Raw genomic sequence first — 24,692 nt, 5'->3', positions numbered from 1 at the left:
TGTGGCGCAACCGACACTTTTATCAGGAGGAGAGATGGTCAATCTCGTTGTAGTTTCTCATAGCGCGCTGCTGGCTCAGGGTGTGGCCGAACTGGCACAGCAAATGACACAAGGGGGCTGCCAGCTAGCGGTTGCTGCCGGTGTAGACGACCTGGATCATCCGATTGGCACGGATGCCATTAAAGTGATGGAAGCCATTGAATCAGTTTATACCCCATCGGGTGTGCTGGTATTGATGGATTTAGGCAGCGCTTTACTCAGTGCAGAAACCGCACTTGAGCTGCTGGACCCTGATATCGCGCAGCATGTGCAACTCTGCGCCGCGCCACTGGTAGAAGGGACGCTAGCCGCGGTGGTGGCCGCATCATCCGGTGCTTCATTGGCCGATGTCCGCGCTGAAGCTATGGGGGCGCTGGCGGCTAAGGCCGCTCAATTAGGGGAAAATGTCGCGGAACCTGTCAGTAGTGCGGTGACCAAATCAGCGCCCGATGCCCAGAGTGTCAGTTGGGTGGTGCGCAATCCCAATGGTTTGCATGTGCGGCCTGCGGCTAAATTGGTCGAAGTTCTGGCCCCCTTCGCCGCTGATTTACTGCTGGAGAAAAGTGGGCAGTGTGTCAATCCACGCAGCCTGAATCAACTGGCTATTTTGCAAGTGCGTAAGGGCGATACCATCCGCCTGCTCGCCAGTGGTCAGCAGGCTGGTGAGGCGCTGGATGCTTTTATGCAGCTGGCTCAACAGCACTTTGGTGAGTCGGTAACGACAACCAGCGCCAGTGGATTCACTGGCGTAATGGTTCCTCGCCGAGCAATTAGCGCACCACTACTACAGTGGTTGCCCGCGATCCCGGTATTTATGCCGCGCACTATTAATGCTGAGCTGATTGCTCATGAACAGCAGCGTCTGCATCAAGCGCTAGCGCAAACAACGGAAGATTTGCAGCAATTGATGCAGCAGGCAAAACAGCAGATAGGCACTGAGGCTGCGGCGATTTTCAATGCTCACGGGATGTTGATTGACGATGATGATTTACATCAAGCGCTGGATGCACGTATAGCAAATCAGCTTGTCTGCGCGGAATCGGCGTTGCAGGATGAATTGATGGCGATGGTGGCAGATTATCTTGCACTGGATGATGAATATTTACGCGTCCGCGAACTGGATATCCGCGATATTCTTAATCGCACATTGGGCCACCTGACGGGATTACCACCGGTTCCACTTTCAGTTGAGGGTGAAATTATATTATTAGCCGAGGAGTTGCTGCCATCCCAGATGATTGGGCTGCATCACGAGCAGGTAAAAGGCATCTGTTTAAGCAAAGGGCATATTATGTCTCATAGCGCTATTTTGGCGAAAGAGCTGGATATTCCAATGTTGGTCGGTGCTGTGGGTTGCCTTGAGGCGAGTCATAATGGGCAAACTGCTCTATTAGATACCGCAGTTGGGATATTGAAACTCCAATAATCCGTGACGTCGAAATAGTCAGTTCAATAGGCAGCCCGGTATTAATCAAGGGCTGCTATTTGAGGAATTAGACATGCCAGTGGTGCCAAAATTTGGTTTTCCCATTGGTGTCGCGTTTTTATTCGTGCTGCGCCCGCTTGCCGAATTTTATCTATTTCAACTTCAGTTAATTGGCAAATCTGATTTATTACTTCCGCCAGATTTTCTGCATCTCCGGCAATATGTCGGAATCCATCAATGCCATGTTCGACTTGCTCACTTAACCCCCCGGAGTCCGCAACGACTAATAGTGCCCCCTGCTCTCTGGCTAACCAGCGCGACTCCATTGGGATCAAACCATTCGGCTCATTTTCGGCCGAAAGCACGCAAACACGGGTGTTGCGCCATTGAATAAGGCACGCCATGAGTTCTCGATCAAACGAATTTATTATTGAGGGCTGCATCTTAAGTTGGCTGGCTAATGCCAATAATTCGGGCAAAACAGGATCACTGACAATCACCGGATGAATGTCATTATCCAGATAACAACTTGCTTTAAGTAATAAATCATGGCGCTTATAATGCACCCCTCTCCCGAGAGTCATCGCCAATGGGCGTTCTAGCGGGATCCCATGTTGTGACAGAATGTGGCTTATTTCCTGATCACTGCGTAACCGAAACCAGGGGTCGTTGATATTTATCCCAGCCGGTACTGGTATAAATGAGTGTGGATCAGCGCCGAATTGTGTCATTAAGTGGGTCGCCATAAACTGGCTGATATGACCGAGTTTGATATTAGTATCGATCTTGGCCCAGTGGATGGGTAATGATTCTGCCATCAGACGTTCAGGATTCGGTAATGGCATTTCATGATGAAATGCGGTGCCATGAGAGATATAGATAATCTTTAAATTAATCTCTTCCATTGCCGCATGTAGACGCGCAATTAAAGGGGTAAATGAGAAGGGTAGCTCATGGCAGAAAGCCAAAGTGATATCATAATTTGCACTGATATCCATAATTTTTGCTGCCCCTGCGGCAGAGGATGTTTGCCAGTTTTGTAAATTACCAAGAAAAGTATCACCATAGGGCCATGAACACCCTGCGCCTCTCCCTTGAGTCATATTGGCTACAGTAGAAAAAGTACCCCCCATCGTGTGGATCTTATTTACATAGTGGGTGCGACAATTTTTATCAAAGAAAATATGATATTTGCTACAGGCAATCTCAATAAAGTGAGGTTCCAGAGTAATATTATTATCAGCCAACAGATCAATAACATCAGGTAATGCTTGAATCTGCCCTCGGATATACGATCCCACGCCACCCACGAACAGTTGAATACCTTCAGTGGCTAAATGAATAATGCCAATTTTTAGTTTTTTGGTTTCGTTCTCCGATAACCTATTTATCGACATAAAAACCTCATTTTTTATCACGTCATTATGATTAATAGCTCGACATTCCTTGCGCTATTAAATCGATTTTTTCTTGGATATCTTGTAATTATTGATAAACAGTAAATCTAAACCACAATTTAAAAATAAATTAATGGCGTCGCTGGGTGTCTCAACAATAGGCATTCCTTTCGTATTCAATGAAGTATTCAGTAGGATAGGTATTCGAGTCTCTGCAAAAAATGACGTTATCAATTTATGGAATTTTCTATTTATTTCCTTTTTTACTGTCTGTACACGGGCACTACCATCAACATGGACAATTGAGGGTAAATCAAATTGGTACTGTGCTTTCACATAGGCAATAAATAACATGTAGTCACTATCATGATCCAGCTCGAAATAGTCATGCATTTTTTCGTGCAAAACCGCCGGTGCAAAAGGTCGAAAATCTTCTCGGTACTTCACATTAGCATTAATATGATCTCTCATATTTGAGTTTCGGGGATCGGCCAAAATACTTCTGTTGCCTAAGGCACGTGGCCCAAATTCAGATGCGTCCTGAAACCAGGCAATAACATTGCCTGCCGCAATGGATTTTGCTGCAATAGTTTCAATGTCGTCATAGTAACTGTACTCAATACTCGCTGTATGTTTCTCCAGTTCTTCGGTGACACTCTTATTATCATAGGTTTTACCAAAATAGGTGGAACCAGAATGTTTTACCCGCTGTTTCTTCAGCACCTCTAACCAACCATAATAGCAACAACCAATAGATAACCCATTGTCACCCGCCGCCGGTTGAATATAGAGATCTTCAAACTCACATTCTTTAATCAGTTTCTCATTTGCTGTGGCATTTAAGGCCACACCACCGGCATAAGAAAAGTGCTTCATCGGATGAAGATGATAATAATAATCAAATAGATAAAATAGCGCTTCCTCAAGCTTAGATTGCGCCCAATAAGCCAAGTCTGAATAGTATTGGAAATTATCCTTAAAATGAGTTGGGCTGGTATTGAGTAGTGGGTCTATATTCGTCCACCAATCATTGCGCAGCACAACTTTTCCAGTGTCGAAAAAGAAGGGTTCCCAATCAATAACATGGGCTCTGCCATAAGGGGCCAGTCCCATCAATTTACCGGCACAATCTAACTCGCCAAAAATATACAGCGCGATCCCTTCATAGAATTCACCAATAGAGTTCTCAATTTCCCAAGTTGAAACAGGGTAGTCTCTGCGGTTTTTCCGATTAACCCAGCGGGAAAAATCTTTGAATATGGGGATCATTTTTCCATCTTGATAAACATAGTAGCTACAGATTTCCCAGTAGCGGTAGCGGTTATTAATATGAATATTGTTTACGCCATCAATATTACCAACAATGTCATTACAACTATCTAAACTGCCACCATGCCCATCAATAACCACCACGCCCATATCATCAAAAGGCGATGTGCCAACGGCACTATAAGCATGTGCCAAATGATGAGAAATGGTCACAATAGGAACCATTGGGGGTAAAATTCTATTTTTTCGCTCCGCCAATTGTTCACTAAATAATGGATTATAAGAGTTTTGCTCTACTATCAGTGAGAGGTCATGATATTCAATACCCGCAGCCTCTAAACAGTATTGGATAGTTTTATTATCATTAAAGCCATCATGTTTTACTCTGGATAATCTCTCTTTCTCGATGGCAACGATAATCTCTCCGTCTTTCATTAAACAGGTTGAGCCATCATGAGATAAGGCAGTGCCGAGAATATAAATGGGTTTGTGCATAATTAATATCCTTATTTATTATCGTATTAGTCTAATATATAGGCGAGTCGACGGGATAGGGCGAGTGTGGTTAACGAAGGATTAGCTGCGCCGGGGCGTGGAAATGTGCTCGGGCCGATAGCATATAAGTTATTTATATTATTGAATTCATGTTTCTCATTCAGTATTCCCCCAAGAGGAAGGGTGCTACTTTCATGGTTTTCTGTTCCCAGTGGGCTTATCCATGTTGCAGGGACATTATAATTAACGGTTCTTGATGGCGAATGAAACTCATAATAGACATCACCCATGGTTCTGGCATGGATACTAAAACCACCGTCAAAATCCAGGGGGGTAAATGGTATTTTTATTTGTTGGCATATTTCATGCCAAAATAGATTTAATTCATCTTGTTCTTTATGAATTAATATATAGTCTTCATTGCTTAAATGACATAAGATAGACAACGGAATAGTGTCATCATCACTCTCAACCTTGATATACCCATCAATCGATGGAATCTGTTCGCCCATAGCCCATACTTCTAATTCAACCCCAAAGTTTGATTGGCTAAGTGTAAAGAACAGATTGAATCGTTCGCCCGACCGACTGCGACTAAAAAAGATAGTATCGGGATGCTTGTCAATTAACGCCTTGATCATAATAGGCACGGCGTGATGCTCGAGTGTCACATTAAACCCTTGTACGATATGGTCAACAAGGCCGGTTATTTTCTTCTCTATCAAATGTCCTGAATCATAAAGTGCCTGCGCGGCTAAACGTGAATTCTCAATAGTGCCTAAGGCGAGAACACACTTATCGGCTAATACATGATGTATCTCATTTGATTCAATATTGCGTAATTTTACCCCAACGCAGTACCCATTTTTAATTATAATCGCGATAGCTTCATAGCCAGAAATAATAGGCGGGAGAGTATCTGATGATCCTACTTCGGTCCAATAGGATAATGGTGAGTAGGCTTCCCAGCGGCCTGATGAATCCAGATTACGGATGGCCTGAGGCGTGATTTTAAATTCAAAATTAGCAAATTTGAATGAGTCATCAGCATCATAGCTCTTCTCTGCCCATGCCAATATTTCAGACTGTGCTTGGGTGTAAAGTGGTGGGCCATTTAACCAGGCTTCAGTGAGGTCACTGACAATTTGTGAAGGCCAGAATTTGAGGGTATCGGCTTCAATGGGAAGGATCACACCATGCCAGTAAAGTGATCGGCCACCGACTCTTCGACGTAGACAGCTCCCTTTTGAAAAATGGGGTTCACTTAACGATCGCCAGGATCGGAAAGCATACTTATCTGACTCTTCATTTTTCCAAAATTCATCAGCATATTGATATTCGTCACCGGCATTTATATGGCTGCAATCGGCCATTGGCCCCACGTCAATGACAACAATATTTTTAATTGCTCGAAGGTCTAAGTGCTTGGCCAATTCTAAACCTGACATCCCGCCACCCAGGATTAAAATATTTATCTCAGAGGAGAGGTCATTTTCATTATTGAGAGTATGGATATCTATAATATTCATTGTCTGTCCTTTAATAGTCCGCGTTTCCGGGAGATATCTTTGTTAATTTAACGACATAACCTTACTGCAATTGATGTATAAAATTTTCCCATGGGCTTTGAGGGAATTTTTCTTGAACAAGCCGCTGATTATTGGCTAATAATTTTTTAATCTTCTCTTCTCCAGTTGCATGCTGATGCATCCATTCACACAATTGTTCTGCGGCGTCCCTTGGGTGATTTGGCATCACTTTTATATGTTGGTATCCAACACCATAGAACTCGGTGAAAGCAGAATAGTGGGTCACTGCGCAGGGGAGTTTGGCAATGGCAGCAAGAGCCGGGCCTAAACCGACGCTTTCGACATTTTTTACATTAGGGGTAAATAAAACCGCTCCAGATAAAGCATGACAAATTATCAGTAAGTCTATTTCATCTAAATACCACTTATTATTGCTGTCTTTATAAGTTTGCAACGGAACTTCATCTAAGAAAATAATATCACCCTCGAGATTGAGGTGCTCTACCTGTGCTTTTAACTCTGATGCATACTCAGGATCTTCATTCATATTACCGAATATCAGTAACTTTGGTGTGCATAGTGTTTTTTCTTGATAAATACTAATTAGCTCACTAAATACGCTTATTGATATTTCAATCCCTTTGACTCTGAATACCCGAACAGGAACTATAACAATAGTTGAACCTGCCAATATATTATGTTGGCTTAAAAAAGCGACATGTGATTCTTTGAGGCCAGATAGCTCAATCGTTGGCAATATATTTGGGATGACATCTGGCTTAATATTTGTTGGGTAGCGACTACTCTCATTTGCCAGTGCTTCAGAAGCAACTATCCATTTTGTATAAGCATTACCTTGTGGTATTGGTGTCAATGGATTTGGCTCTTTCGGATATAATCTCTCTTCATTTTCATAAATGGCATAACTGCCAAAGAGGTCATGATCCCAGAAAATAATGCCGCCGTTATCTTTTTTATCCCAATATTTTTTCGCGGCGTTATGGAGCGCAAGGCTAACAGGGACCGCATCAGAAAGCGTTATATTTAAGCAAAATACCCAATCAACCGTATTATTTTCAAACCAATTAATAAAGTAATCTTCATAGACTTCAGAAATTGAAGCCATCTCCTCCTTAACATCATTAATCTCTGTGTTTGTTAATGACTCATATTTTGCAATTTTACTTCTGATACGAGAGAAATTATCGCCATAAGTATTATTGCAGCTTGAATGTTGATGGATAGAACTCACTTTCATCCATGTTGGATAATGCGACTTTTCACTGCCAGCAGGGAAAAAACATTTTTTGTCTGGTCGCCAGGAAAACCCCAAATCCGCGGGTATTTCATTAATGATAATATTATTTCTTATTGCAATTTCTGCTACATTTCTAAATATTGTTAGCAACCCACTGGTCGGAAGTCCATCTCCTGATATAATCGCCCACTTCATTTTCTTCATTATCTACCTCCTGAGATTAACTGTCTAACTTAATCAACTTCCTTGATAGGATGTTAATTAATAATAGAATAAATAAGCAGACTATAAATATAGCAATCAGTGCGAATCTTAATGATGTTATGTCCGCCAACTTACCAAGTAGTGGCGGGGTGATTAGTAGGCCAATCCTTGATGTCCAGGTGGCAAAGGTGATCCCGTTAGTGGCATTGATATTAGGCAGTTGACCAATAAATGAAATAATTAATGGGAATACAACTGATATTCCCAACCCTATTAATGAAAAGCCTAATACTGTGAAAGTGGATGAACAAATACTTACTACGGTTATTACACCTAATGCAGCGATGATAACGCCGCACTTTAATGTAATCATCTTACCAAACTTATTCGTGAAATAGTCACCAAAAACACGACCAATAACCATGCATATTTGACAACCTAAATAGGGTAAGCCGGAAATAGTCAAAGAGACATCATAATAGTCCTTCATGTAGATTGCGCCCCAGATACTGGCTGTTTCCTCTATACCACATGTGAATACAAGTAAGACTAATGCAATAACATACAGTTGGTTCTCTGAATAACTTATTTTTTGCTTATTACTTCCTCGGGGAGTATTTTCACCTTGCGTGTTTTCGCCTCGAAAAAATATAATGTAAGCCATTAGTATGATTGAATTTATACAAAATACGGTCAGGCTAAATTGTGCCATTGAAAGACCAACACCAATAGCGGCTACAGCGATGACTCCTCCCCAAATGGTGCCAACACTGCCTGCACCATGGAACCGATTAATGAGACTTTGACCCGATGATTTTTGAACATTAATGGCCTGCACATTGATGCAGGTATCTCCCCAAGAGTCAAAAATACCAAACAAAAAAAGCGTTAACGTTATTCCATACCATGATGATGAAAATGGGACTATTGATATGCAAATAATTAGAAATATAAAAGTTATATTTGTCGCCCAATATAAACCAGTGAGGCTTATAAACCTGTTAGAGAGCAAACCAAAAATAATCGAACCCGCTGGAATTGCTGAAATCATGATTCCAACCATAGAGTTACTTAGCTCAAAACGCTCCTTTATTTCAGGGATCCAAGGTACTAAACTCGCGTATACCACCCCATGAATAAAGAATAGGAGTGATAATATTATACTTTCCTTTTTTTTCTGACTTTCAATATTCATTCATTTAATTTCGGATGATGTTATATTCAAGATATATAGTTGAAATCAAAACCGAGTATGTTTCGGTAACCGATTTTCATTGATGGATCTTTTAGTGTTATTGGAGTAACTTTGTGCCAAATCGTTGAGTTATTATCAATATGGAATAATCCTTCACCCGGTTCTAATGTATGTGACTTAATAAATTCCTTTTTTTCAGCACAGTAGAGTTGACTCGTGCCGCCCTCAATATTGTATTTATCAATCACTAATGCTGATACGATATAGTCGCTCCCATCCTGATGTAAACCTTCAGGTGAGTTGCAGACTGAAGGTGTTAAGTCATCAATCAGTAAAGATATTTGATGACATGTAACTTCAATTTTTGTTGGTTTTTTATGAGGTTCACATTCACACAAAATCTCCACGAAATTTTTAATGAGTGTTTTCAATATGGGGGAGCGACGGGTTGCCAGCGCCATGGGTGGAAATCTACGGATTAATTTCCTTAAATCTAATGGATGATCGGCCCGCTGAGTAAAGCCGATTAATTCGGGTAACTCAATATTATTCACTACCCATCGATTATTAATATATTCAACAATGAATCGGCTTATACTCCTTTTCCTAAAGGGCTTGTAGGTGTAAAAAACCTTTTTCGCTTCATCTGATAGCATTGATATCAAGTTTTTAATTTTTTTTGGTGCTAATTCATGATCTAGGTAGTGTTGTGCTTCCTGTAAAATAGTCCCCTTATCATCAGGGTGTATATCTATTAAGAGTTTTAATTGAGATATTTTTATGTCATTCACATCCCAGATTAATAATTCGAATGATATTTCCCGTTTAATTAATTCTATATCTATTCCAAACTCATTTGTATTAAATTTAATTATTTTATATTTTAAGCTCATGCGTACATATCCTAGTTAAATAGGGTGCTATTTATAATTTATATTAATAAATATTTCGACGAGAATTGAATGCATTAATTAATATATATTTTGTTGTATGTTTTGGTTGTTTTTTTATTTCTGTATTTTTATATCTCAAAGATCTCTTTTCAGCAAGCATTTATAATTGTATGTTTTTTTATGATATTAAGCTAATTATGCTTAGCAGATGATATTTTATTTGATGATGAATGGTTCTATTTATAACTAAGATTAAGTGTATGATCAGAATAAGCAAGATGAGAAAGTGAGGTTCTCTCTCTATTTTGCCGATGTTTTTCTCAGACAGAGGAGGAGGGGTTATTTAGCTGAGGGCGACTCACTCCCCTTAAATTGCTGGATATCTATCTGATGGAGTTTGATTTTTCGCCATAATGTGGTGCGACTTATACCTAATAAGCTCGCCATTTCATTGAGTTGACCCTGGCACACCAGCGCGGCACGAATAATGGCCTGCCTTTCTAATTCTTGCAGTGATAAGACTGGCTGAGGTTGCGGCATATCGGGTTCCAATACCAACTTTTCCCCCAGTAAATGCTCCGGTAAGTCATTGAGATTAATTCGGTTGTTGTGGCAGGCCATGGCTGCCCGCTCAACCACACTTTTCAGTTCTTGATCATTGCCCGGCCATGGGTATTGGCAGAGCTGGCGGATAACACTGTCGTCAGGCTGATATTGGCAGTGGAAATGTTGCCCAAGGCTCGCCAACGTATGCTGGACTAGCAGTGGAATATCCTGTTGGCGCTGGCGCAGGGGAGGAATATGTAACTCGAAAGCTTGCAGTGTATAAAATAGCTGGCGACGAAAGCGGCCTTGCTTTACCAGCAGTGGCAGGTCAGCGCCAGTGGCGGTAATTATTCGAACATCAACCGGGATAACGCGATTGGAGTTGATCCGCATCACCATGCCGGTTTTGACGATTTGCAGCAGTGCAGACTGCATTTCGGGCGACAGATACTCGACTTGCTCCAGATACAGAGTGCCGCCATTCGCCAGTTCAAACTTGCTGGGCTGGCCAGATTCACCTTCGCTGGCGTCACTGCCGAGAAACTCTCGCGCCATCAAGTTTTGCGGTAATGCCTGACAATTCAGCACGATATAAGGGCCTTCGGCTTGATTGCTGGCATTATGAATCGCCTGTCCTAACTGCTGCTTGCCGACCCCCTCTTCTCCGTGCAGTAAAATCGGGTGATGTCCTTTGGCGGCCTGCTTGCCATAACGCACTAAACGGCGCATTTCCAGCGATGCGATGGGCATGTCGTCAAATGTATAGCTGGCCCGCCCTAATTGGCTGGAAACCATACGCCGCAGCAATTCTTGTGGGTGCAATAAGGCAATATAACCGCAGCGATCACCATCAGGAATGGGTTTGAGGGTCAACAGCGCCGGAATAAACTGCTGCTGATTTTCAAAGGTGACTTCCACATGGCTGAGGGGGTTACGATGCAAAATAGCCTGGGTCAGCAGAGCAGGGAGGGTCAGCAGATCCGTGACCGGCTTGCCGAGACTGCTGGTTTCATCAAGCTGCAAAATCGCGGCAGCACGGTGGTTGAGATACAGCAGGTAACCGCGCTGATCCCATGCCATGACCCCATCTTCAACCCCATCCAGCAGGGCATTTAGTTCATTTAGATGGCGGTTGGTTTCTGCCAGTAAGGTATCGGCATGGAGGTAATTACCAATTTCGCGGGCGATCGCCAATGTAAGCGGCAAATCACTGGCGGCGTTATCGGCCAGTAAGCTCCCCAAAACAATGACCGCGCGTTGGCGGCCACTGTTGTCATACACCGGAGTGGCACAAAAACGCCACGGGTGCAGTGCTTGCTTAAAATGTTGCTGCCCACTGACTTGAATCGGATACCCTTCAGCTATTGCCAGTGCGGGGGCATTGGTGCCGATTAATCCTTCGGCCCAATAGCTGCCACAATCAATGCCCAGCGCCCGCAACTGACTGAGGGTCTGCGGATGGCCGCATTGCCACAGGGTGCAGCCACTTTCATCAAGAATTAATAGTACGCAGTGGCGTGATTCCATGTACTCATAAGCATCTTCCAGTGCGGCCTGGCCTAACACTAATAAGTCATTTTTGCGCTGACAAATTGACTGAAACGTAGCCCCCGCCGCACGGTGAGGCACCCGCCATTGCTGGGCTTGCATCAGTTTTTGGCAGCGCTGCCAGGAGCCAATCAGTGCGGGTGTATCAACCGGCTCAGTGTGGCTCATTCAGCGCCTTAGAACCGGGATGCCGCCAATGGATCTGGCCCGGCAGAATCAGCTGATTTTGCACCAGTGGTGTTTCGGCAATTAAGGCGGTGATCATTTCAAAGCTATGGCGCGCCAGCCCTTGGCAGTCCTGCGCGATAGTGTCGATTTTCAAGGGTAAGCAGTCGAACAGATAGTGATCGTCAAAGCTACAAAGATGAATATCGCTATCCATGAGTTGATGCTGATTGAGATAGCGCAGCACCCCTTCCAACAGGCCACAAGCCGCAGTAAATACCGCTTTGGGTGGGCGACCTAATTGCGCGCAGAGCTGGGCTATCATCTCATAGCCAGAACTGGGCAGATAATGGCCGCTGAGTATCCATTCCGCTCGGCATTCGACCCCAGCGTGTTGCAGCCCTTGCTGAAAACCGGCTAAACGATCGCGGGTCGGCGAGATACGTGGCTGGCCGCCAAGAAAGTAAAATTCATCAGGATGTTGGCGAGCCACATTTTCAACCAATGCGGTGGTGGAGGCCACTGAGTCGGTGATGACCAGCGGCAAATCCGACTCACCAATCAATCGGTCCATCTGCACCACTGGCAGGCGGGCATTGATCTTTTGGTATTCGCTATCATTAAGCTGGCTGGAGGCGACAATCAGGCCATCCACTTGACGTTGTACCAGACTGTTCACCGCCATCATCTCCTGAGCGGGATTTTCATCGGTACAGGCGATCAGCAGCTGTAAACCGGCCTCGCGACAGAGCATCTCCAGTTCCCGGGAGATCAGAGCAAAGCCGTGGTTGGTCATCTCCGGCACCACCAGCCCGATGGTGTGGCTGCGGGTTGACCGCAGCGAACGGGCATGGAAGCTCGGCTGGTAGTGATGCTCACTGGCGAGGGCAATAATACGATCCCGCGTTTCATCCGAAACACGATACTCCTTGCTGCGCCCATTGAGCACCAGACTGGTGGTCGATTTCGACACACCCGCCAGCTTGGCAATATCATTGATGGTGATGCGTTTCTTACTTTTTAACAGGTTATCGTTTTTCACTGGGTGGATCTGTCGCCTTGAAAGATGACTCATTCTAACATGGGCGAAGACAACAACCAGTGCCGCAGACACAGTTCGGCATTTCCGTTGAAGATAGCCATCGGTTCTGCTGTCGGGAAGTAGCACGAGGTCATGACCGCCTCCCCTCGATTGATAAAGATCTCGATGCTGCAACGATCGCAAAGCAGCTGTAACTGCTGCAACTGACCGCGCCAGTAGCGGAACTCTGGCAATCCGCTGCGCAGATTATGGCGGCTCAGGGTGATACGTTCGCCATCCCAGGTCAGCATCAGGGCATTGCCCAATTCGAGGACAAATGGCGCACTGATGTCGACGATGATCTCAGCGCTACTGATAGGCAGTGCCGGTGCATCCTGCGCGCGGCCTTGCCACTGGTGATGCTCGCCGCGTAGGGCCGTTAATTCGCGCGCGGGCTGCTGAATCAATTTATCGCCGTTCAAACTCAACTCGCGCGGGCAGGTCATGGTATGAATCCAGCCATAAGCGGTAGTCGGCTGGAACAGCTCATCTTCATCAGGCATCCCCATCCAGCCGAAAAGCAGGCGGCGACCATCTGCGGCCAGTGTGGTCTGTGGCGCGTAGAATTCAAAACCAGCATCCATTTCACGGAAATCCTGATGGCCGAGCACAGCATTGGCATAATCCAATTTGCCTAGCAAATAGCCCGCCTGGAAGGTATTACGATAACGTTCAGCTTCGGCGGGTATCCCTTGCGGGCAGAACATCAATACATCCTGCGCCCCCAAGGTGAACAGGTCTGGGCACTCCCACATATAGCCGAATGGCCCCAAACCACCCAGCCCGGAACCGGCGATCTCACCCAAATTTTGCCATTCATGCAGATCAGCGGAGCACCACAGCAGGACTTTACCTTGCAGTTGCTTATCCTGCGCGCCCAGAACCATGTACCACTGGCCGTTGTGCTGCCACACTTTTGGATCGCGCACATGGCCGGTATAGCCCGCAGGTAGCGGGAGCACTGGCCCCAGTTTGTCGAATTCGCCCTGTGCATTCTCCTGCGCCAGACATTGGAAAGCGGTGCGGGAGCCATCGGGATACTTCACATTACCGGTGTAAATTAGGGTGATAAGGTCATCAACGATCACTGCCGAGCCAGAGTAGCAGCCGTGACTTTCGTACTCCTCACTAGGAACTAACGCCACCGGTTGATGCTCCCAATGAACCAGATCAGGGCTGCGCCAGTGGCCCCAAAACTTGTTGCCGTGGCGGCAATCTAATGGATTCCACTGATAGAACAGATGATAATAACCAGCGTGATAAATGAATCCATTGGGATCATTCAGCAATCCGACACTGGGGGCCAGATGCCAGCCGGGGCGGTGCGGGTCTTGCGATGCGCGACACTGACCGCGCATCACTGCCAGCGTAAGCTGTTTGAGTAAACTGGCTTCTTGCATTATTCGCTGTCCGTTTTGTATTTAAGTAGCAGAGAAATAATAAATGCCGCACCAAAGGCAATCACCAATCCAATCAGATAGTTAATGATTGAGTTGCCCTGCACGATGGCGAGGCCGGGAATACCGGTTAAGCCCACCGCACTCATATTGACATGGTTGGCCACCACCCATGCACCACCTAAAGCACCGCCTGCCAGTGCCGCCAGGAAGGGTTTGATAAAGCGCAGGTTAATTCCGAAAATTGCCGCTTCGGTAATCCCCAACATGGCAGAAAAAGCGGATGGAATAGCAATGGCCTTAATTTTGGCATCACGGGTTTTAAAGTAAACCGCCAAGCAGGCTCCCCCTTGTGCGACGTTCGCCATTGACCAAATCGGCAGCAGGAAGTTAACGCCGATATTGGGATTACCCAACAAGCCCGCTTCGATAGCATGGAAACTATGGTGGATACCGGTTATCACGATCACTGAATAGAGCCCGCCAAACAGTAATCCGGCCAGCCAGCCAGCATGGGTAATCAGGGTGCTGAGCACCAGCGAGATCCCATCACCCAGTACGCGTCCAGCAGGGCCGATAAATAGCAATGCGACAAAACCGGTAATAATGACCGTCAGGAATGGCGTGAGGATCAAGTCCAGCGCATCTGGGATCACTTTGCGCAGGCGTTTTTCCAGTAGGCTCATAAACCACACGGCCAGCAGCACCGGGAACACCGTGCCCTGATAGCCAATCATTGCCACCTCCATACCAAAGAAATTCATGGTATGGAAACCGCCCGCAACGCCCCAGGCATTGGTCAGCGCCGGATGTGTCAGAATGCCGCCTAACGTCGCCCCCAAATAGGGATTACCGCCAAACTCTTTGGCCGCCGTGAAACCAATCAAAATCGGCAAAATAATAAACGCGGCGGAGCTGAACATATCCAGCATGATAAATAGTGCGCTATTGGCATCAGCCCAGCCATAGGTTTTCACCATGCCGAGTAGGCCCATCAGCAGACCAGAAGCCACAATCGCGGGGATGATCGGGACAAAAATGTTGGATAACAGGCGAGCAATGCGCTGGAATGGATTCAGTTTACGGGCCGCTGCATCGGCGGCCTCTGATTTACTGGATTCGTTGATCCCCGCTACCTGGATAAACTCGGCATAGACTTTATTGACCAGCCCGGTGCCGAAAATAACCTGCAATTGCCCGGCGTTACTGAAGCAGCCTTTAACCCCATCGAGCTTTTCCACTGCCGATTTCTGCACCAGCGAGTCATCCGCCAGCACCAAACGCAGGCGAGTAGCACAGTGCGCTGCACTGACAATATTCTCTTTACCGCCAAGCAACGGGAGCAGAGCCTCTACGGTCTCATTAATATTCATTATATCCCTCGCATATTCATTCCGCTTTCTACCTGTCGTAGGCGGATTGTTGTCAAATAAGTTTCCCGCTGTGGCGGCCTATCTCCTGTCACAGCGGGGGATGATCAGAACCAGGTTTCCATTTGGATACCAAAGTTCCATTGACCGCCGGCAGCAAAATCATTTTTACCGAAAGCATCATCCTTGGCGTAATTATCCAGATCTTGGCTCCAATCCATGTAGGTGGCGAAGAGGCGTATTTCCGGGCGGCTGAAGAAGTTACTGATATCACCCGCTTTAAAGGTTGGTGCAAAGGTCAGCTTATAGAAGCCCCCGCTCACTTTGTGGTAATTCTTGTAGCCTTGCGGGTCCAGATTCATGTACTGATAGCTGCCCTCATAGGCCAGCGCAAAGTTCTCAGTGATCTCCTGAATCAGGCGGGCGTTAAAGGTAACCCACTGATATTTATCACCATCAACATAACGATCTTGACTCTGTTGCGCCATGAGGACGGGCGCCAGACTCCAACTCTTGCTCAGTGCGGTAGTCCCATAGGTGGCTAAACGCCAGGTCTCTGCACCAGGGGTCAAATTACCATCGGCACCAATGGATTTAACTTCAGCCCCTAAGCCATGCCCATATAACAGTGCGGTTTTTGATGTCCCAGCACGCAGCCCATAGAAACTGTCGCCATGGTAAGCCAACATGTTGTGGATACCTTTATCCGCCGCATGAGTATTGACGATTTCACCACGGTTTTCGCGCGCCTCGTTATCTTTGGCCCGCAAGCCGCTCACCATCCACTGGAAGCGGTTGCTGTCATCATTGATAGAAAAATAGTTATTAGCGGTGAAGATGTAGCTCTGAATATCGCTGTTAACATTCTCAATCTCGCCATAATTGCGGCCATATAACGAGAAATTACTCTTCAGATTATCGCTCCACTTGATGTCATAAATACCGCCACCTGTACCGGCGAGGAACACCACGTCGGAATCCAGCCAGTGGATATCGAAATTATCGCGGTCGAAACGTTTACCGGCCCACAAGGTACTCTCTTTGAAAATACCATTGAAGGTCGGCAGGGTGCCCAGCTCAACAAACGCCTGACGCACATTGAGGTCACTGCTGTCGGCGGTCCAGTCGTTATAGCTGCGTTGACCATCGGCCAGCATCACTTTGTAGCGGGTGGTCGCCCCGTTATCAAGTTTCTGTTTTTTCTCCAGATTCACCTCAACATAGGTATCTGGCTCATTGCCTAAGCGGCCAATCGCGCCGCCAGTGCTACCGGCCGGTGAAACATAAGGGCCACCCTGGGTGCCAGTGCCGGATGAGTTCATCAGCAGCCCGGAACGGGCATAGCCGTGGAACTCAAAACCATTGTCACTGGATGTTTTGTTTTCTAATTTTTCGGTACGTTTCGCGACCTGAACGGTTTTCTCTTCTGCCTGAAGCGTGCGAACTTCCAACTTTTGTGCTTGTTTTTCTGCCAGTACGGCGCGAGTTTCTGCATTTTTCGCGCGTTGCTCTGCTTGCTGTAATCGCTGCTCTAATGCATTGAGGCGGGCTTCGATATCACTCTTTGGGGCGGCTGAGGTGGTGGTGGCTGCACAGGAAAGGATAAGTCCTATTGATACAGCAAGATAGCTTGGTTTTATCATCATTTTTATATCACTCGATATGTGATTGATTGTATTTATGCTAAACAGCTAAACCGGTTTTTCATGGCTAACATAAGGGTGATCCTCCGGGATTAGCAAAACATTTTGCTAACCCGGTTCAGCTATTGTGATCTGCGCTACAAATTGAGTGATATGGCGAAGGGGGAGGGGATCGAGATAGCAAAAAAGAGGCGTCTGGCGAGATTTCTGTGCTGGGTGTTTAGCAAAAAGACATCTCGCGTGAGTAAGAAGACCGGATGCCGGAGCTAAGAGGGTATCCGGATGTCGCGAAGTGGTTAGTTATTCCGTTGTAGAAATTGCGCCAGTTGTTGCGCATTAGGCAGGGCGGTCATGGCCCCTTTGGCGCTGGTGGCTAACGCACCACAGGCCTGCGCCCTCTCTATCGCCGCCGTGAGATCTTGGCTCAAGTGCCAATCTGGACATTGGGCCAAAGCGGCGAGCAGCCCGGCCACAAAAGCATCCCCCGCGCCGGTGGTATCTATTGGGGTAATTTTGTGGCTTGGATATTTTTTCAGGCCACGGCGGTTATGTACCCAAACGCCCTCAGCCCCCAGAGTCACCAGCAGCAATTTGCAGGCGTAGTCAGCCATCACCTGCGCCATGGCTGTGGCGATATCTGGCTGTGGGCAGATAAAGTTCAGCTCTTCCAACGATAATTTGACCACATCGGCCAGCTGCAATGCCTGTTGCAGGCAGGGGAGTAGTTCTTGTGGTGCGCGCCAAATATCGGCACGAATATTGGGATCAAAACTGACCCATCCACCATCAGTTTTCATGCGCCGCATTGCTTCAAATGCTGTGCTACGACTGGGTTCCTGGCTCAAGGCAATAGAGCAAAGATGTAGCCACTGATTCGGCTTGAATTCAGGTAAATCATCAACTTGGAGAAATAAATCCGCACTCGGCGTCACCATAAATGTAAAGGTGCGCTCGCCGTGTTGATCCAAATCCACTACCACTGTTGAAGTATGGTGCGCTGGGTCCAGGATCATGGCATGGGTATCGACACTCTCTTGCTGCAATACTTGCTGCATAAAGCGACCAAAACTGTCTTGCCCCACTCGCCCAATAAAAGCGCTTTTGCCGCCTAATCTGGCAATGCCGACGGCCACATTGGCGGGTGCACCACCAGGGCACTTAAGATAACTATTTGAATTTTCTGGGACTAAATCAATTACCGCATCACCCAAAACCCAAATGGTGTTTTCCATGCTAAACCCCTATTCTCTTCAATCCTATTTGCTGCTAAAAGTAGAAGAATCGGTTTAGCAAAGCAACTAAATAATCATTTAGGGCAGGAAACAGCAGATAGCGGCATTAAAAAATATTTAATTGCGACACTGAAGACAATGATTCAATTTATGAAAAGATATGGATTATCATTAGCGTTCAACTTTACCCAAGGACATTTCATGCTCGGTCGTACTATCAGCAGGTTCCTATCATCCGTCGTCCTATTTTTAACGCTAACGGCATCATGCTCTATTTTGGCCGCACCGATAGTGGTGACAGATATTGCCGGCCGGCAGGTGACATTAGCTCAGCCCGCTTCACGAGTGATATTGGCTGATGCCAGGGCATTGATAGCATTGAATATTCTCCATCCGCAAACCCCGCTAAAAGGGATTATTGCCTGGGATAACTCACTTAAGGTCAAGGCCGCCGATCTGGTGGATAGCTATGCCAAAAAATTCCCTGAAGTGAATAATATCCCTCTGTTCGATAACCCCTATGTCACTGATTTCAGTGTTGAACGGGCAGTCTCTCTGCAACCAAATTTAATCATTTTTGATACCGGGCTACTGGCAAAACTGAAAGCCAGCGGTGTATTAGCGCAGTTAGATAAATCAGCTATTCCAGTGCTATTTGTTGATTTTCGCCAGCAACCATTGACCAATACAGCGCCTAGTATGCAGCTGCTGGGTAAGGTGTTCGGTGAAGAGAAAAATGCCGAAGATTTTGTTCAGTTCTATCAGCAGCGGCTGGATCTTATCCGCCAGCGAGTCGCAACACTAAAACCAGAGCAGCGCCCGACGGTTTTCATTGAGCGCCATGCCGGCATGACTGGCGAGGATTGCTGTTCTACGTTCGGCAAAGGCAGCTTCGGGCAATTTATTGCCGAAGCGGGCGGGAGTAATATCGGTAGCCAACTGTTCCCCGAAATGGGCGGCGAAATTAACGTCGAACAGTTGATTGCCAGCAACCCTGATTTTTATCTGATGACAGGTGCTGACTGGAGCCGTGGCCACAAAGGTTCCGTCGCCGTGCCCTTGGGCTACAGCGCAGATACTGCCACTACGCAGGCAAGATTAGCGCACCTGATGACACGAACCGGTGTCAGTGTGCTGAAATCGGTGCAGGACAAAAAAGTGATGGCGGTTTATCACCAGTTCTATGACAGCCCACTGAATGTGGTCGCGGTAGAAGCCATCGCCAAATTCCTCCACCCAGAATTGTTCGCAGATCTGGACCCACAAGCTGATTTGGAAATGATTCATCAGAGGTTTACTGCTATTGATTATAGTGGGGTGTTTTGGGCGACTCCCCTTCGTCCTTGACGCCGCAGCGTTGTTAGCGGCACTCGTTACTCGGCCCATTTATGGGCCGCTGCTTGCATCTTGACTCAGCGCAACCTATTGCCATGTTCATATAACACCTAAGCCTTTTATTTTACATGGTTTTTATTGGCTCGTTTTCCACCTACTTGCGACAATATTTATTTACATGGGAAATGTAATCATTAAGATTAGCGTTTCCAAAAATACCATCAGACACAACTCCTTTCGCAATAGGCCCAAAATGTTAACGTTTTCCAGACTGTCCCTGCTGGCCGCCTCTGTCGCGGTGGCGCTACCTGCTTTTGCCGCAGAGAAATCCTCCCCGTCAGTGACTGAATCGTCAGTTGAAACCCAAACCAACAAAAATGACCAGCTTTCGGTAGTGGGGAATTGGCTTGATAATACCGATAACAGCACTGTCGTCCTAAATCATCCCGGCGCTCGCACCATTGTTACCCAGCAACGTATTCACGAGAAGGGTGCTCAAACAGTGGGGGATTCACTGCGCGGTATCCCCGGCGTACAGGTACGTGAGAGTAATGGTACTGGCGGTAGCGACATCTCGCTGAATGTGGGGGTACGCGGATTGACCTCTCGCTTATCGCCACGCTCAACCATTTTGATGGATGGCATCCCGCTGGCCGTTGCACCTTATGGTCAGCCGCAGCTCTCCATGGCTCCGCTCTCCATCGGTAACCTGCAATCGATTGATGTGATCCGCGGCGGCGGCGCAGTGCGGTACGGGCCGCAAAACGTGGGCGGGATTATCAACTTTAATAGCAAAGCTATCCCGCAAGATTTCAGGGGTGCAGTCAGCGCACAAACTCAGGGCGCCAGCCATGGCGGCTTAAAAACCCTGAGTAGCGCCTCTTTGGGTGGTACGGCAGATAATGGTTTTGGCGCGGCATTGCTCTATTCCGGCTTGCATGGACAGGGATACCGCGATAGCAATGACAATACTGATATAGATGATTTTATGCTTAAAACCCGCTATCAACTGACCGAACATGATGAGTTGCAGGCTAATTTCCACTATTACGAAGCGCACGCCGGTATGCCCGGTGGCTTAACCAGCGCGCAGTATGCTGCCAACCCCTTCCAATCAACCCGACCTTTCGATCAGTTTGATGGCCGCCGCCGTGATATGTCATTCAAATATATCCATCAGGAAGATGATAAGCAGTTTGAATTACTGACCTATTTCACCAAAAGCTTCCGTGGCAGCAATATCGAATCTGAAGGAACCGGGGCGAGTCTGGGCCAAAAGCGCATGGTGGCTTACCCACGCAATTACACCACTTATGCTATCGAGCCAAGTTATTCACAGTTATTTAGAGTGGGTAGCAGTGCCCATGAGGTCACTTTGGGTTACCGCTATCTGAATGAAACCATGGATGAAAAGGCATACCGCTCTGCTTGGTATAATCCGGCGACTCTCTCTTCAACACCCTCCACACCGCAATACTATCAGCACACCTCGGGTGGCACTGAAGCTCATGCAGTGTATATCGATGACGCCATTAATATTTCTGACTGGACCATCACCCCCGGTATTCGCTATGAGAATATTCGTACCAATGTGGATGACTCTTTTGCCAATACTCAGCGCGAGAAGCACTACAGCGAGCCATTACCATCACTGAACGTGATGTATCATCTATCTGACGAGTGGAAGTTATTTGCCAATGCCAACACCTCTTTTGGCAGTATGCAGTATTTCCAGCTGAGCAAGGGCGGGAGTGGTAATGCGCCCGCACCGGGTCTGACGGCAGAGAAAGCCCATAGCTATGAGGTCGGCACTCGTTTTGATGACACCGTCATGACGGGCGAACTGACGATGTTCTACATCGATTTTGATAACCAGCTGCAATATATCAGCAATGATATCGGCTGGACCAATATGGGTGCGACCACTCACGAAGGGGTAGAGCTGGCATTAAGTTATGACTTGAGTGAACTTAATCGTGCGCTGAATGGGGTAAGTGTTTACTCCAGTTATACTTACACCAAAGCCAGCACTAAAAGTGGTGCTTTTGCCGGTAAGGATCTGCCTTTCTACTCTCGTCAGGTTTATACCGTCGGGACGCGCTACGAAACCGGTAACTGGGTCTGGAATCTGGACAGCTATGCTCAGTCCCAGCAGCGCTCTCCAGGGGCTGGCCCGCGATATATTACGCAGGAAAGTGCCGATGGTCAGTTCGGGAATATCCCAGGTTATATGGTATGGAATACGCGGGCTGAATATAACTTTGGGCCAGCATGGTCAAATCTGACTCTGGGGGCTGGGGTAAAAAACCTGTTTGATCAGCGCTATTTCACACGCTCCAATGATAACAACTCCGGTAAGTATGTCGGCGAGCCACGCACCTTCTTTGTACAGGGATCTGTCGCCTTCTAATGACCGCACAGTAACCGGCTGTTAGTTTAGCCGTCTGGCTAAGTCCGGCATGTTAACCATTTGTCGGGCTTATGCTTTTCCTGCCCGCTATGCTCTTTTTCCTGAATTATCGCGCTTTCATTTAAATGATAATCATTATTGCACTGTATTTCCGAAGATGAATTTTATTCAAGCCCTGACTCTGAGGGCGTAGGGGGAATTATCTGGATGATAGGGTGGTATTGATATGAGATTAATAGATTTACCATCATTCAAAAACTCATTATGTGCATTGGGGGATTGGAATGATTCGCTTAAATAGATGTTTTCTACTAAAGGATGAGCCAATAATTTATTTTTGTATATGTGATGGCACGGCTTAATTACATAAAGAGAGTGAAAAATAATACCGCAGTATTAAGCTCAACCACTGGCTGAGAAAATAATAGTCGAGTGCTGGTTCAACCATTTTATCAGGGTGAAGACTCCACATTTGACAATTTCTCTCCAGCAAAAGCGACCTTATTGCGACCATCTTTTTTAGCCCGATAGAGCGCCTCATCTGCTGCTTTGAGTGAAGATGCCAAATCGTAGGCTTGCAGGGGGGATATACCCGCGCTCAGTGTCACGGTTGTTGATACTTTATGATTGAAAACATGTGGAATATCAAGGCCTAATACTCTCTGGCGCACCCGCTCAGCCAATTGGCTGGCATACTCTTCACTCACATGTGTCAGTAATACCAAAAACTCTTCGCCACCATAGCGCACCACGATATCCCGTGAACGTACGGCATCACGGATCGCCGCAGCAACCCGCACCAGAGCTTGATCACCCATAGTGTGTCCATAGTTGTCGTTATAGGCCTTAAAATGGTCGATATCGAGCAGTAATACATAATGATTGCCTGGAGACTGTGCCAGTAGTGTCTCGAGTTTGTTCTCCAGACCACGACGATTATATAAACTGGTTAAGGGATCTATCATGCTTAAATCACTGAATTTTTCTCTTTCATTATAAAGATGTGCGACCAGTTTTCGGGTAAAGTCATCGCTGCGACGCGACATTAAATGATGCAAAGAGAAGCCAATCAACGGCAGCATAAGAGTGAATGTTATGCGGAAGATATTTTGAAAATCATCCAGGAAAATAACGGTTAACGCCGCCGGTGCAGTGTGCAGGCAAAAAGCGATAAAGTTATCAGACAGCGCAATGGTACTGATAAAGAATATGGTAAACAGGCTAAGCAATAAGTAGTTATTTTCATTAGTGCCTAGATATTCGTATTTTAGGATGATTTGCCAGGCCCATAACACGCCCATGATGATTGAAAATAAATTCAGTTTATCCGCATATTTCCTCGAAATAAAAATTAAATAAGCGGCGGAACTTAGGCTGATAGCCGTGATCATAACAATCGGCAATGTCACCGCAGGTGTTTTTGGTGACGGTAATATCATACTAAAAATAGCTGACGACGCATTAAGAAATAGAAAAAGCAGTAAAGAGAGCCGATGCTTACTTTTCAGAAGCTGATCGTAGGAGTGGCTATTCATATTCAATTCACTCTGCATAATGTCGTGCTGTCAGTAGACAAATAAACAATATCCTCATGAAGCCATATTATTCAGGCATCACGATAAATAGTTTTTCTAAGTAATTATTTTTGTTTGAAGCGTTTAATATCGTTTTGGGAATTTTCTTAAGTAAAATTACCATTTTTGTTTCCACCTGTCATCATGATGTTTCTTCGCTGATGCCAGCATCGTGCTAGCCCATGACAACTTCATGATGCAGACGGGCAAAGAGTGATATATGATATTGGTTATCATTATCACTTGAGTGGGCCGTTATTATGATTTCAGCCAGATTAGCCGCTTACCGTTCGTGGGGGATCCGTGGGTTATTGAGCCGTGGAATGTCCAGTGGTTGGGGAATATTGCTCCCTTTTGTGTTGCTACCGCTGCTGGAGTGGGCTGATATCACCATCGGTCAGTTGCGAATAGTGATAGTACTCGCGATGCTGGCAACCATTAGTATGCTGTATCACACTCGGCTGCGGCATTTTCTGTTACTGCCATCTTGTTTGGCATTGCTAGGGGGGATTGCCGCAGTATTGATGCATGGTGGCATCAGCGAGCTGTTTTTTTGAATAAAAGAAAAATAATAAGAGAAGCAGATAGCGATTGGAGGAGATATGAAGCGGAAGAAGATTGAAATCATTGTGGTGCGAAGGGAGGGACTTGAACCCTCACGTCCGTAAGAACACTAACACCTGAAG

At 46.2% G+C, this 24,692-nt stretch carries 17 protein-coding genes; 4 read left to right on the top strand and 13 right to left on the bottom strand.

The features are described 5' to 3' along the window. Positions 1–34: 34 nt before the first annotated feature. Entirely contained in the window at positions 35–1,465 is a 1,431-nt protein-coding gene (gene dhaM, locus AACW11_RS17980; protein WP_212585029.1) for a dihydroxyacetone kinase phosphoryl donor subunit DhaM, read from the top strand. A 41-nt stretch (positions 1,466–1,506) separates the two neighbouring features. Here the strand turns inward: dhaM and AACW11_RS17975 are convergent, their stop codons facing one another. The 12 genes from AACW11_RS17975 to AACW11_RS17920 form a co-directional block, all read right to left on the bottom strand. After that, a complete protein-coding gene (locus AACW11_RS17975; RefSeq protein WP_212585028.1) occupies positions 1,507–2,862 on the bottom strand; it encodes a glycosyltransferase family 4 protein in 1,356 nt (451 codons plus the stop codon). Between the two features lie 57 nt (positions 2,863–2,919). Then, on the bottom strand, positions 2,920–4,626 hold the full coding sequence (locus AACW11_RS17970) for a carbamoyltransferase family protein (protein WP_212585027.1): 1,707 nt from the start codon (positions 4,624–4,626) through the stop codon (positions 2,920–2,922). Between the two features lie 26 nt (positions 4,627–4,652). Then, complete coding sequence (locus tag AACW11_RS17965) at positions 4,653–6,155, bottom strand: GMC oxidoreductase (protein ID WP_212585026.1); 1,503 nt, start codon at positions 6,153–6,155, stop codon at positions 4,653–4,655. A 61-nt stretch (positions 6,156–6,216) separates the two neighbouring features. Next, on the bottom strand, positions 6,217–7,617 hold the full coding sequence (locus AACW11_RS17960; RefSeq protein ID WP_212585025.1) for a glycosyltransferase family 4 protein: 1,401 nt from the start codon (positions 7,615–7,617) through the stop codon (positions 6,217–6,219). Positions 7,618–7,633: 16 nt separating this feature from the next. Next, entirely contained in the window at positions 7,634–8,812 is a 1,179-nt protein-coding gene (locus AACW11_RS17955; RefSeq protein WP_212585024.1) for an MFS transporter, read from the bottom strand. Positions 8,813–8,838: 26 nt separating this feature from the next. Beyond that, positions 8,839–9,705 carry a 2OG-Fe dioxygenase family protein gene (locus AACW11_RS17950; protein ID WP_212585023.1) on the bottom strand — a complete coding sequence of 289 codons (867 nt, stop codon included), beginning with the start codon at positions 9,703–9,705 and terminating at the stop codon, positions 8,839–8,841. Between the two features lie 339 nt (positions 9,706–10,044). Then, the gene (gene dhaR, locus AACW11_RS17945; protein WP_212585022.1) at positions 10,045–11,967 is read right to left on the bottom strand and encodes a dihydroxyacetone kinase operon transcriptional regulator DhaR; all 1,923 of its coding nucleotides are present in this window, start codon (positions 11,965–11,967) and stop codon (positions 10,045–10,047) included. Then, positions 11,954–13,039 carry a substrate-binding domain-containing protein gene (locus AACW11_RS17940; RefSeq protein ID WP_212585055.1) on the bottom strand — a complete coding sequence of 362 codons (1,086 nt, stop codon included), beginning with the start codon at positions 13,037–13,039 and terminating at the stop codon, positions 11,954–11,956. Before AACW11_RS17940 ends, dhaR begins: the two co-directional genes overlap by 14 nt. After that, on the bottom strand, positions 13,036–14,445 hold the full coding sequence (locus tag AACW11_RS17935; RefSeq protein WP_212585021.1) for a glycoside hydrolase family 32 protein: 1,410 nt from the start codon (positions 14,443–14,445) through the stop codon (positions 13,036–13,038). Before AACW11_RS17935 ends, AACW11_RS17940 begins: the two co-directional genes overlap by 4 nt. After that, entirely contained in the window at positions 14,445–15,815 is a 1,371-nt protein-coding gene (locus AACW11_RS17930) for a sucrose-specific PTS transporter subunit IIBC (RefSeq protein WP_212585020.1), read from the bottom strand. Before AACW11_RS17930 ends, AACW11_RS17935 begins: the two co-directional genes overlap by 1 nt. 104 nt (positions 15,816–15,919) lie before the next feature. Next, the gene (locus AACW11_RS17925; RefSeq protein ID WP_212585019.1) at positions 15,920–17,458 is read right to left on the bottom strand and encodes a carbohydrate porin; all 1,539 of its coding nucleotides are present in this window, start codon (positions 17,456–17,458) and stop codon (positions 15,920–15,922) included. A gap of 293 nt (positions 17,459–17,751) precedes the next feature. Continuing rightward, positions 17,752–18,687: an aminoimidazole riboside kinase gene (locus AACW11_RS17920; protein ID WP_212585018.1), complete on the bottom strand. Its 936-nt coding sequence runs from the start codon at positions 18,685–18,687 to the stop codon at positions 17,752–17,754. Positions 18,688–18,888: 201 nt separating this feature from the next. Between AACW11_RS17920 and AACW11_RS17915 the strand changes: the two genes are divergently transcribed. Next, entirely contained in the window at positions 18,889–20,034 is a 1,146-nt protein-coding gene (locus AACW11_RS17915) for an ABC transporter substrate-binding protein (protein ID WP_212585017.1), read from the top strand. A gap of 241 nt (positions 20,035–20,275) precedes the next feature. Continuing rightward, positions 20,276–22,432 carry a TonB-dependent receptor family protein gene (locus AACW11_RS17910; RefSeq protein WP_212585016.1) on the top strand — a complete coding sequence of 719 codons (2,157 nt, stop codon included), beginning with the start codon at positions 20,276–20,278 and terminating at the stop codon, positions 22,430–22,432. A gap of 452 nt (positions 22,433–22,884) precedes the next feature. Here the strand turns inward: AACW11_RS17910 and AACW11_RS17905 are convergent, their stop codons facing one another. Further along, positions 22,885–23,985 (bottom strand): GGDEF domain-containing protein, encoded by a 1,101-nt coding sequence (locus AACW11_RS17905; protein WP_212585015.1) that lies wholly within the window; start codon positions 23,983–23,985, stop codon positions 22,885–22,887. A gap of 281 nt (positions 23,986–24,266) precedes the next feature. On the opposite strand from AACW11_RS17905, the gene AACW11_RS17900 reads away from it, so the two are divergent. Next, positions 24,267–24,563 (top strand): DUF1435 family protein, encoded by a 297-nt coding sequence (locus AACW11_RS17900; protein ID WP_212585014.1) that lies wholly within the window; start codon positions 24,267–24,269, stop codon positions 24,561–24,563. Positions 24,564–24,692 lie beyond the last annotated feature (129 nt).

This window comes from Yersinia sp. Marseille-Q3913, assembly GCF_963892745.1.
Taxonomy (GTDB): domain Bacteria; phylum Pseudomonadota; class Gammaproteobacteria; order Enterobacterales; family Enterobacteriaceae; genus Yersinia; species Yersinia bercovieri.
Note: the sequence above shows the minus strand (reverse complement) of the source record. Positions and strands in the feature narration are given on the sequence as shown.

Bases quoted from the DNA above. Each gene is read 5' to 3' on its own strand.
- AACW11_RS17910 (WP_212585016.1), top strand. From the start codon at position 20,276: ATGTTAACGTTTTCCAGACTGTCCCTGCTGGCCGCCTCTGTCGCGGTG.
- dhaM (WP_212585029.1), top strand. From the start codon at position 35: ATGGTCAATCTCGTTGTAGTTTCTCATAGCGCGCTGCTGGCTCAGGGT.
- AACW11_RS17970 (WP_212585027.1), bottom strand. From the start codon at position 4,626: ATGCACAAACCCATTTATATTCTCGGCACTGCCTTATCTCATGATGGC.
- AACW11_RS17965 (WP_212585026.1), bottom strand. From the start codon at position 6,155: ATGAATATTATAGATATCCATACTCTCAATAATGAAAATGACCTCTCC.
- AACW11_RS17915 (WP_212585017.1), top strand. From the start codon at position 18,889: ATGCTCGGTCGTACTATCAGCAGGTTCCTATCATCCGTCGTCCTATTT.
- AACW11_RS17925 (WP_212585019.1), bottom strand. From the start codon at position 17,458: ATGATGATAAAACCAAGCTATCTTGCTGTATCAATAGGACTTATCCTT.
- AACW11_RS17950 (WP_212585023.1), bottom strand. From the start codon at position 9,705: ATGAGCTTAAAATATAAAATAATTAAATTTAATACAAATGAGTTTGGA.
- AACW11_RS17940 (WP_212585055.1), bottom strand. From the start codon at position 13,039: ATGAGTCATCTTTCAAGGCGACAGATCCACCCAGTGAAAAACGATAAC.
- AACW11_RS17955 (WP_212585024.1), bottom strand. From the start codon at position 8,812: ATGAATATTGAAAGTCAGAAAAAAAAGGAAAGTATAATATTATCACTC.
- AACW11_RS17975 (WP_212585028.1), bottom strand. From the start codon at position 2,862: ATGTCGATAAATAGGTTATCGGAGAACGAAACCAAAAAACTAAAAATT.
- AACW11_RS17930 (WP_212585020.1), bottom strand. From the start codon at position 15,815: ATGAATATTAATGAGACCGTAGAGGCTCTGCTCCCGTTGCTTGGCGGT.
- AACW11_RS17960 (WP_212585025.1), bottom strand. From the start codon at position 7,617: ATGAAGAAAATGAAGTGGGCGATTATATCAGGAGATGGACTTCCGACC.
- AACW11_RS17935 (WP_212585021.1), bottom strand. From the start codon at position 14,445: ATGCAAGAAGCCAGTTTACTCAAACAGCTTACGCTGGCAGTGATGCGC.
- AACW11_RS17920 (WP_212585018.1), bottom strand. From the start codon at position 18,687: ATGGAAAACACCATTTGGGTTTTGGGTGATGCGGTAATTGATTTAGTC.
- AACW11_RS17900 (WP_212585014.1), top strand. From the start codon at position 24,267: ATGATTTCAGCCAGATTAGCCGCTTACCGTTCGTGGGGGATCCGTGGG.
- AACW11_RS17905 (WP_212585015.1), bottom strand. From the start codon at position 23,985: ATGCAGAGTGAATTGAATATGAATAGCCACTCCTACGATCAGCTTCTG.
- dhaR (WP_212585022.1), bottom strand. From the start codon at position 11,967: ATGAGCCACACTGAGCCGGTTGATACACCCGCACTGATTGGCTCCTGG.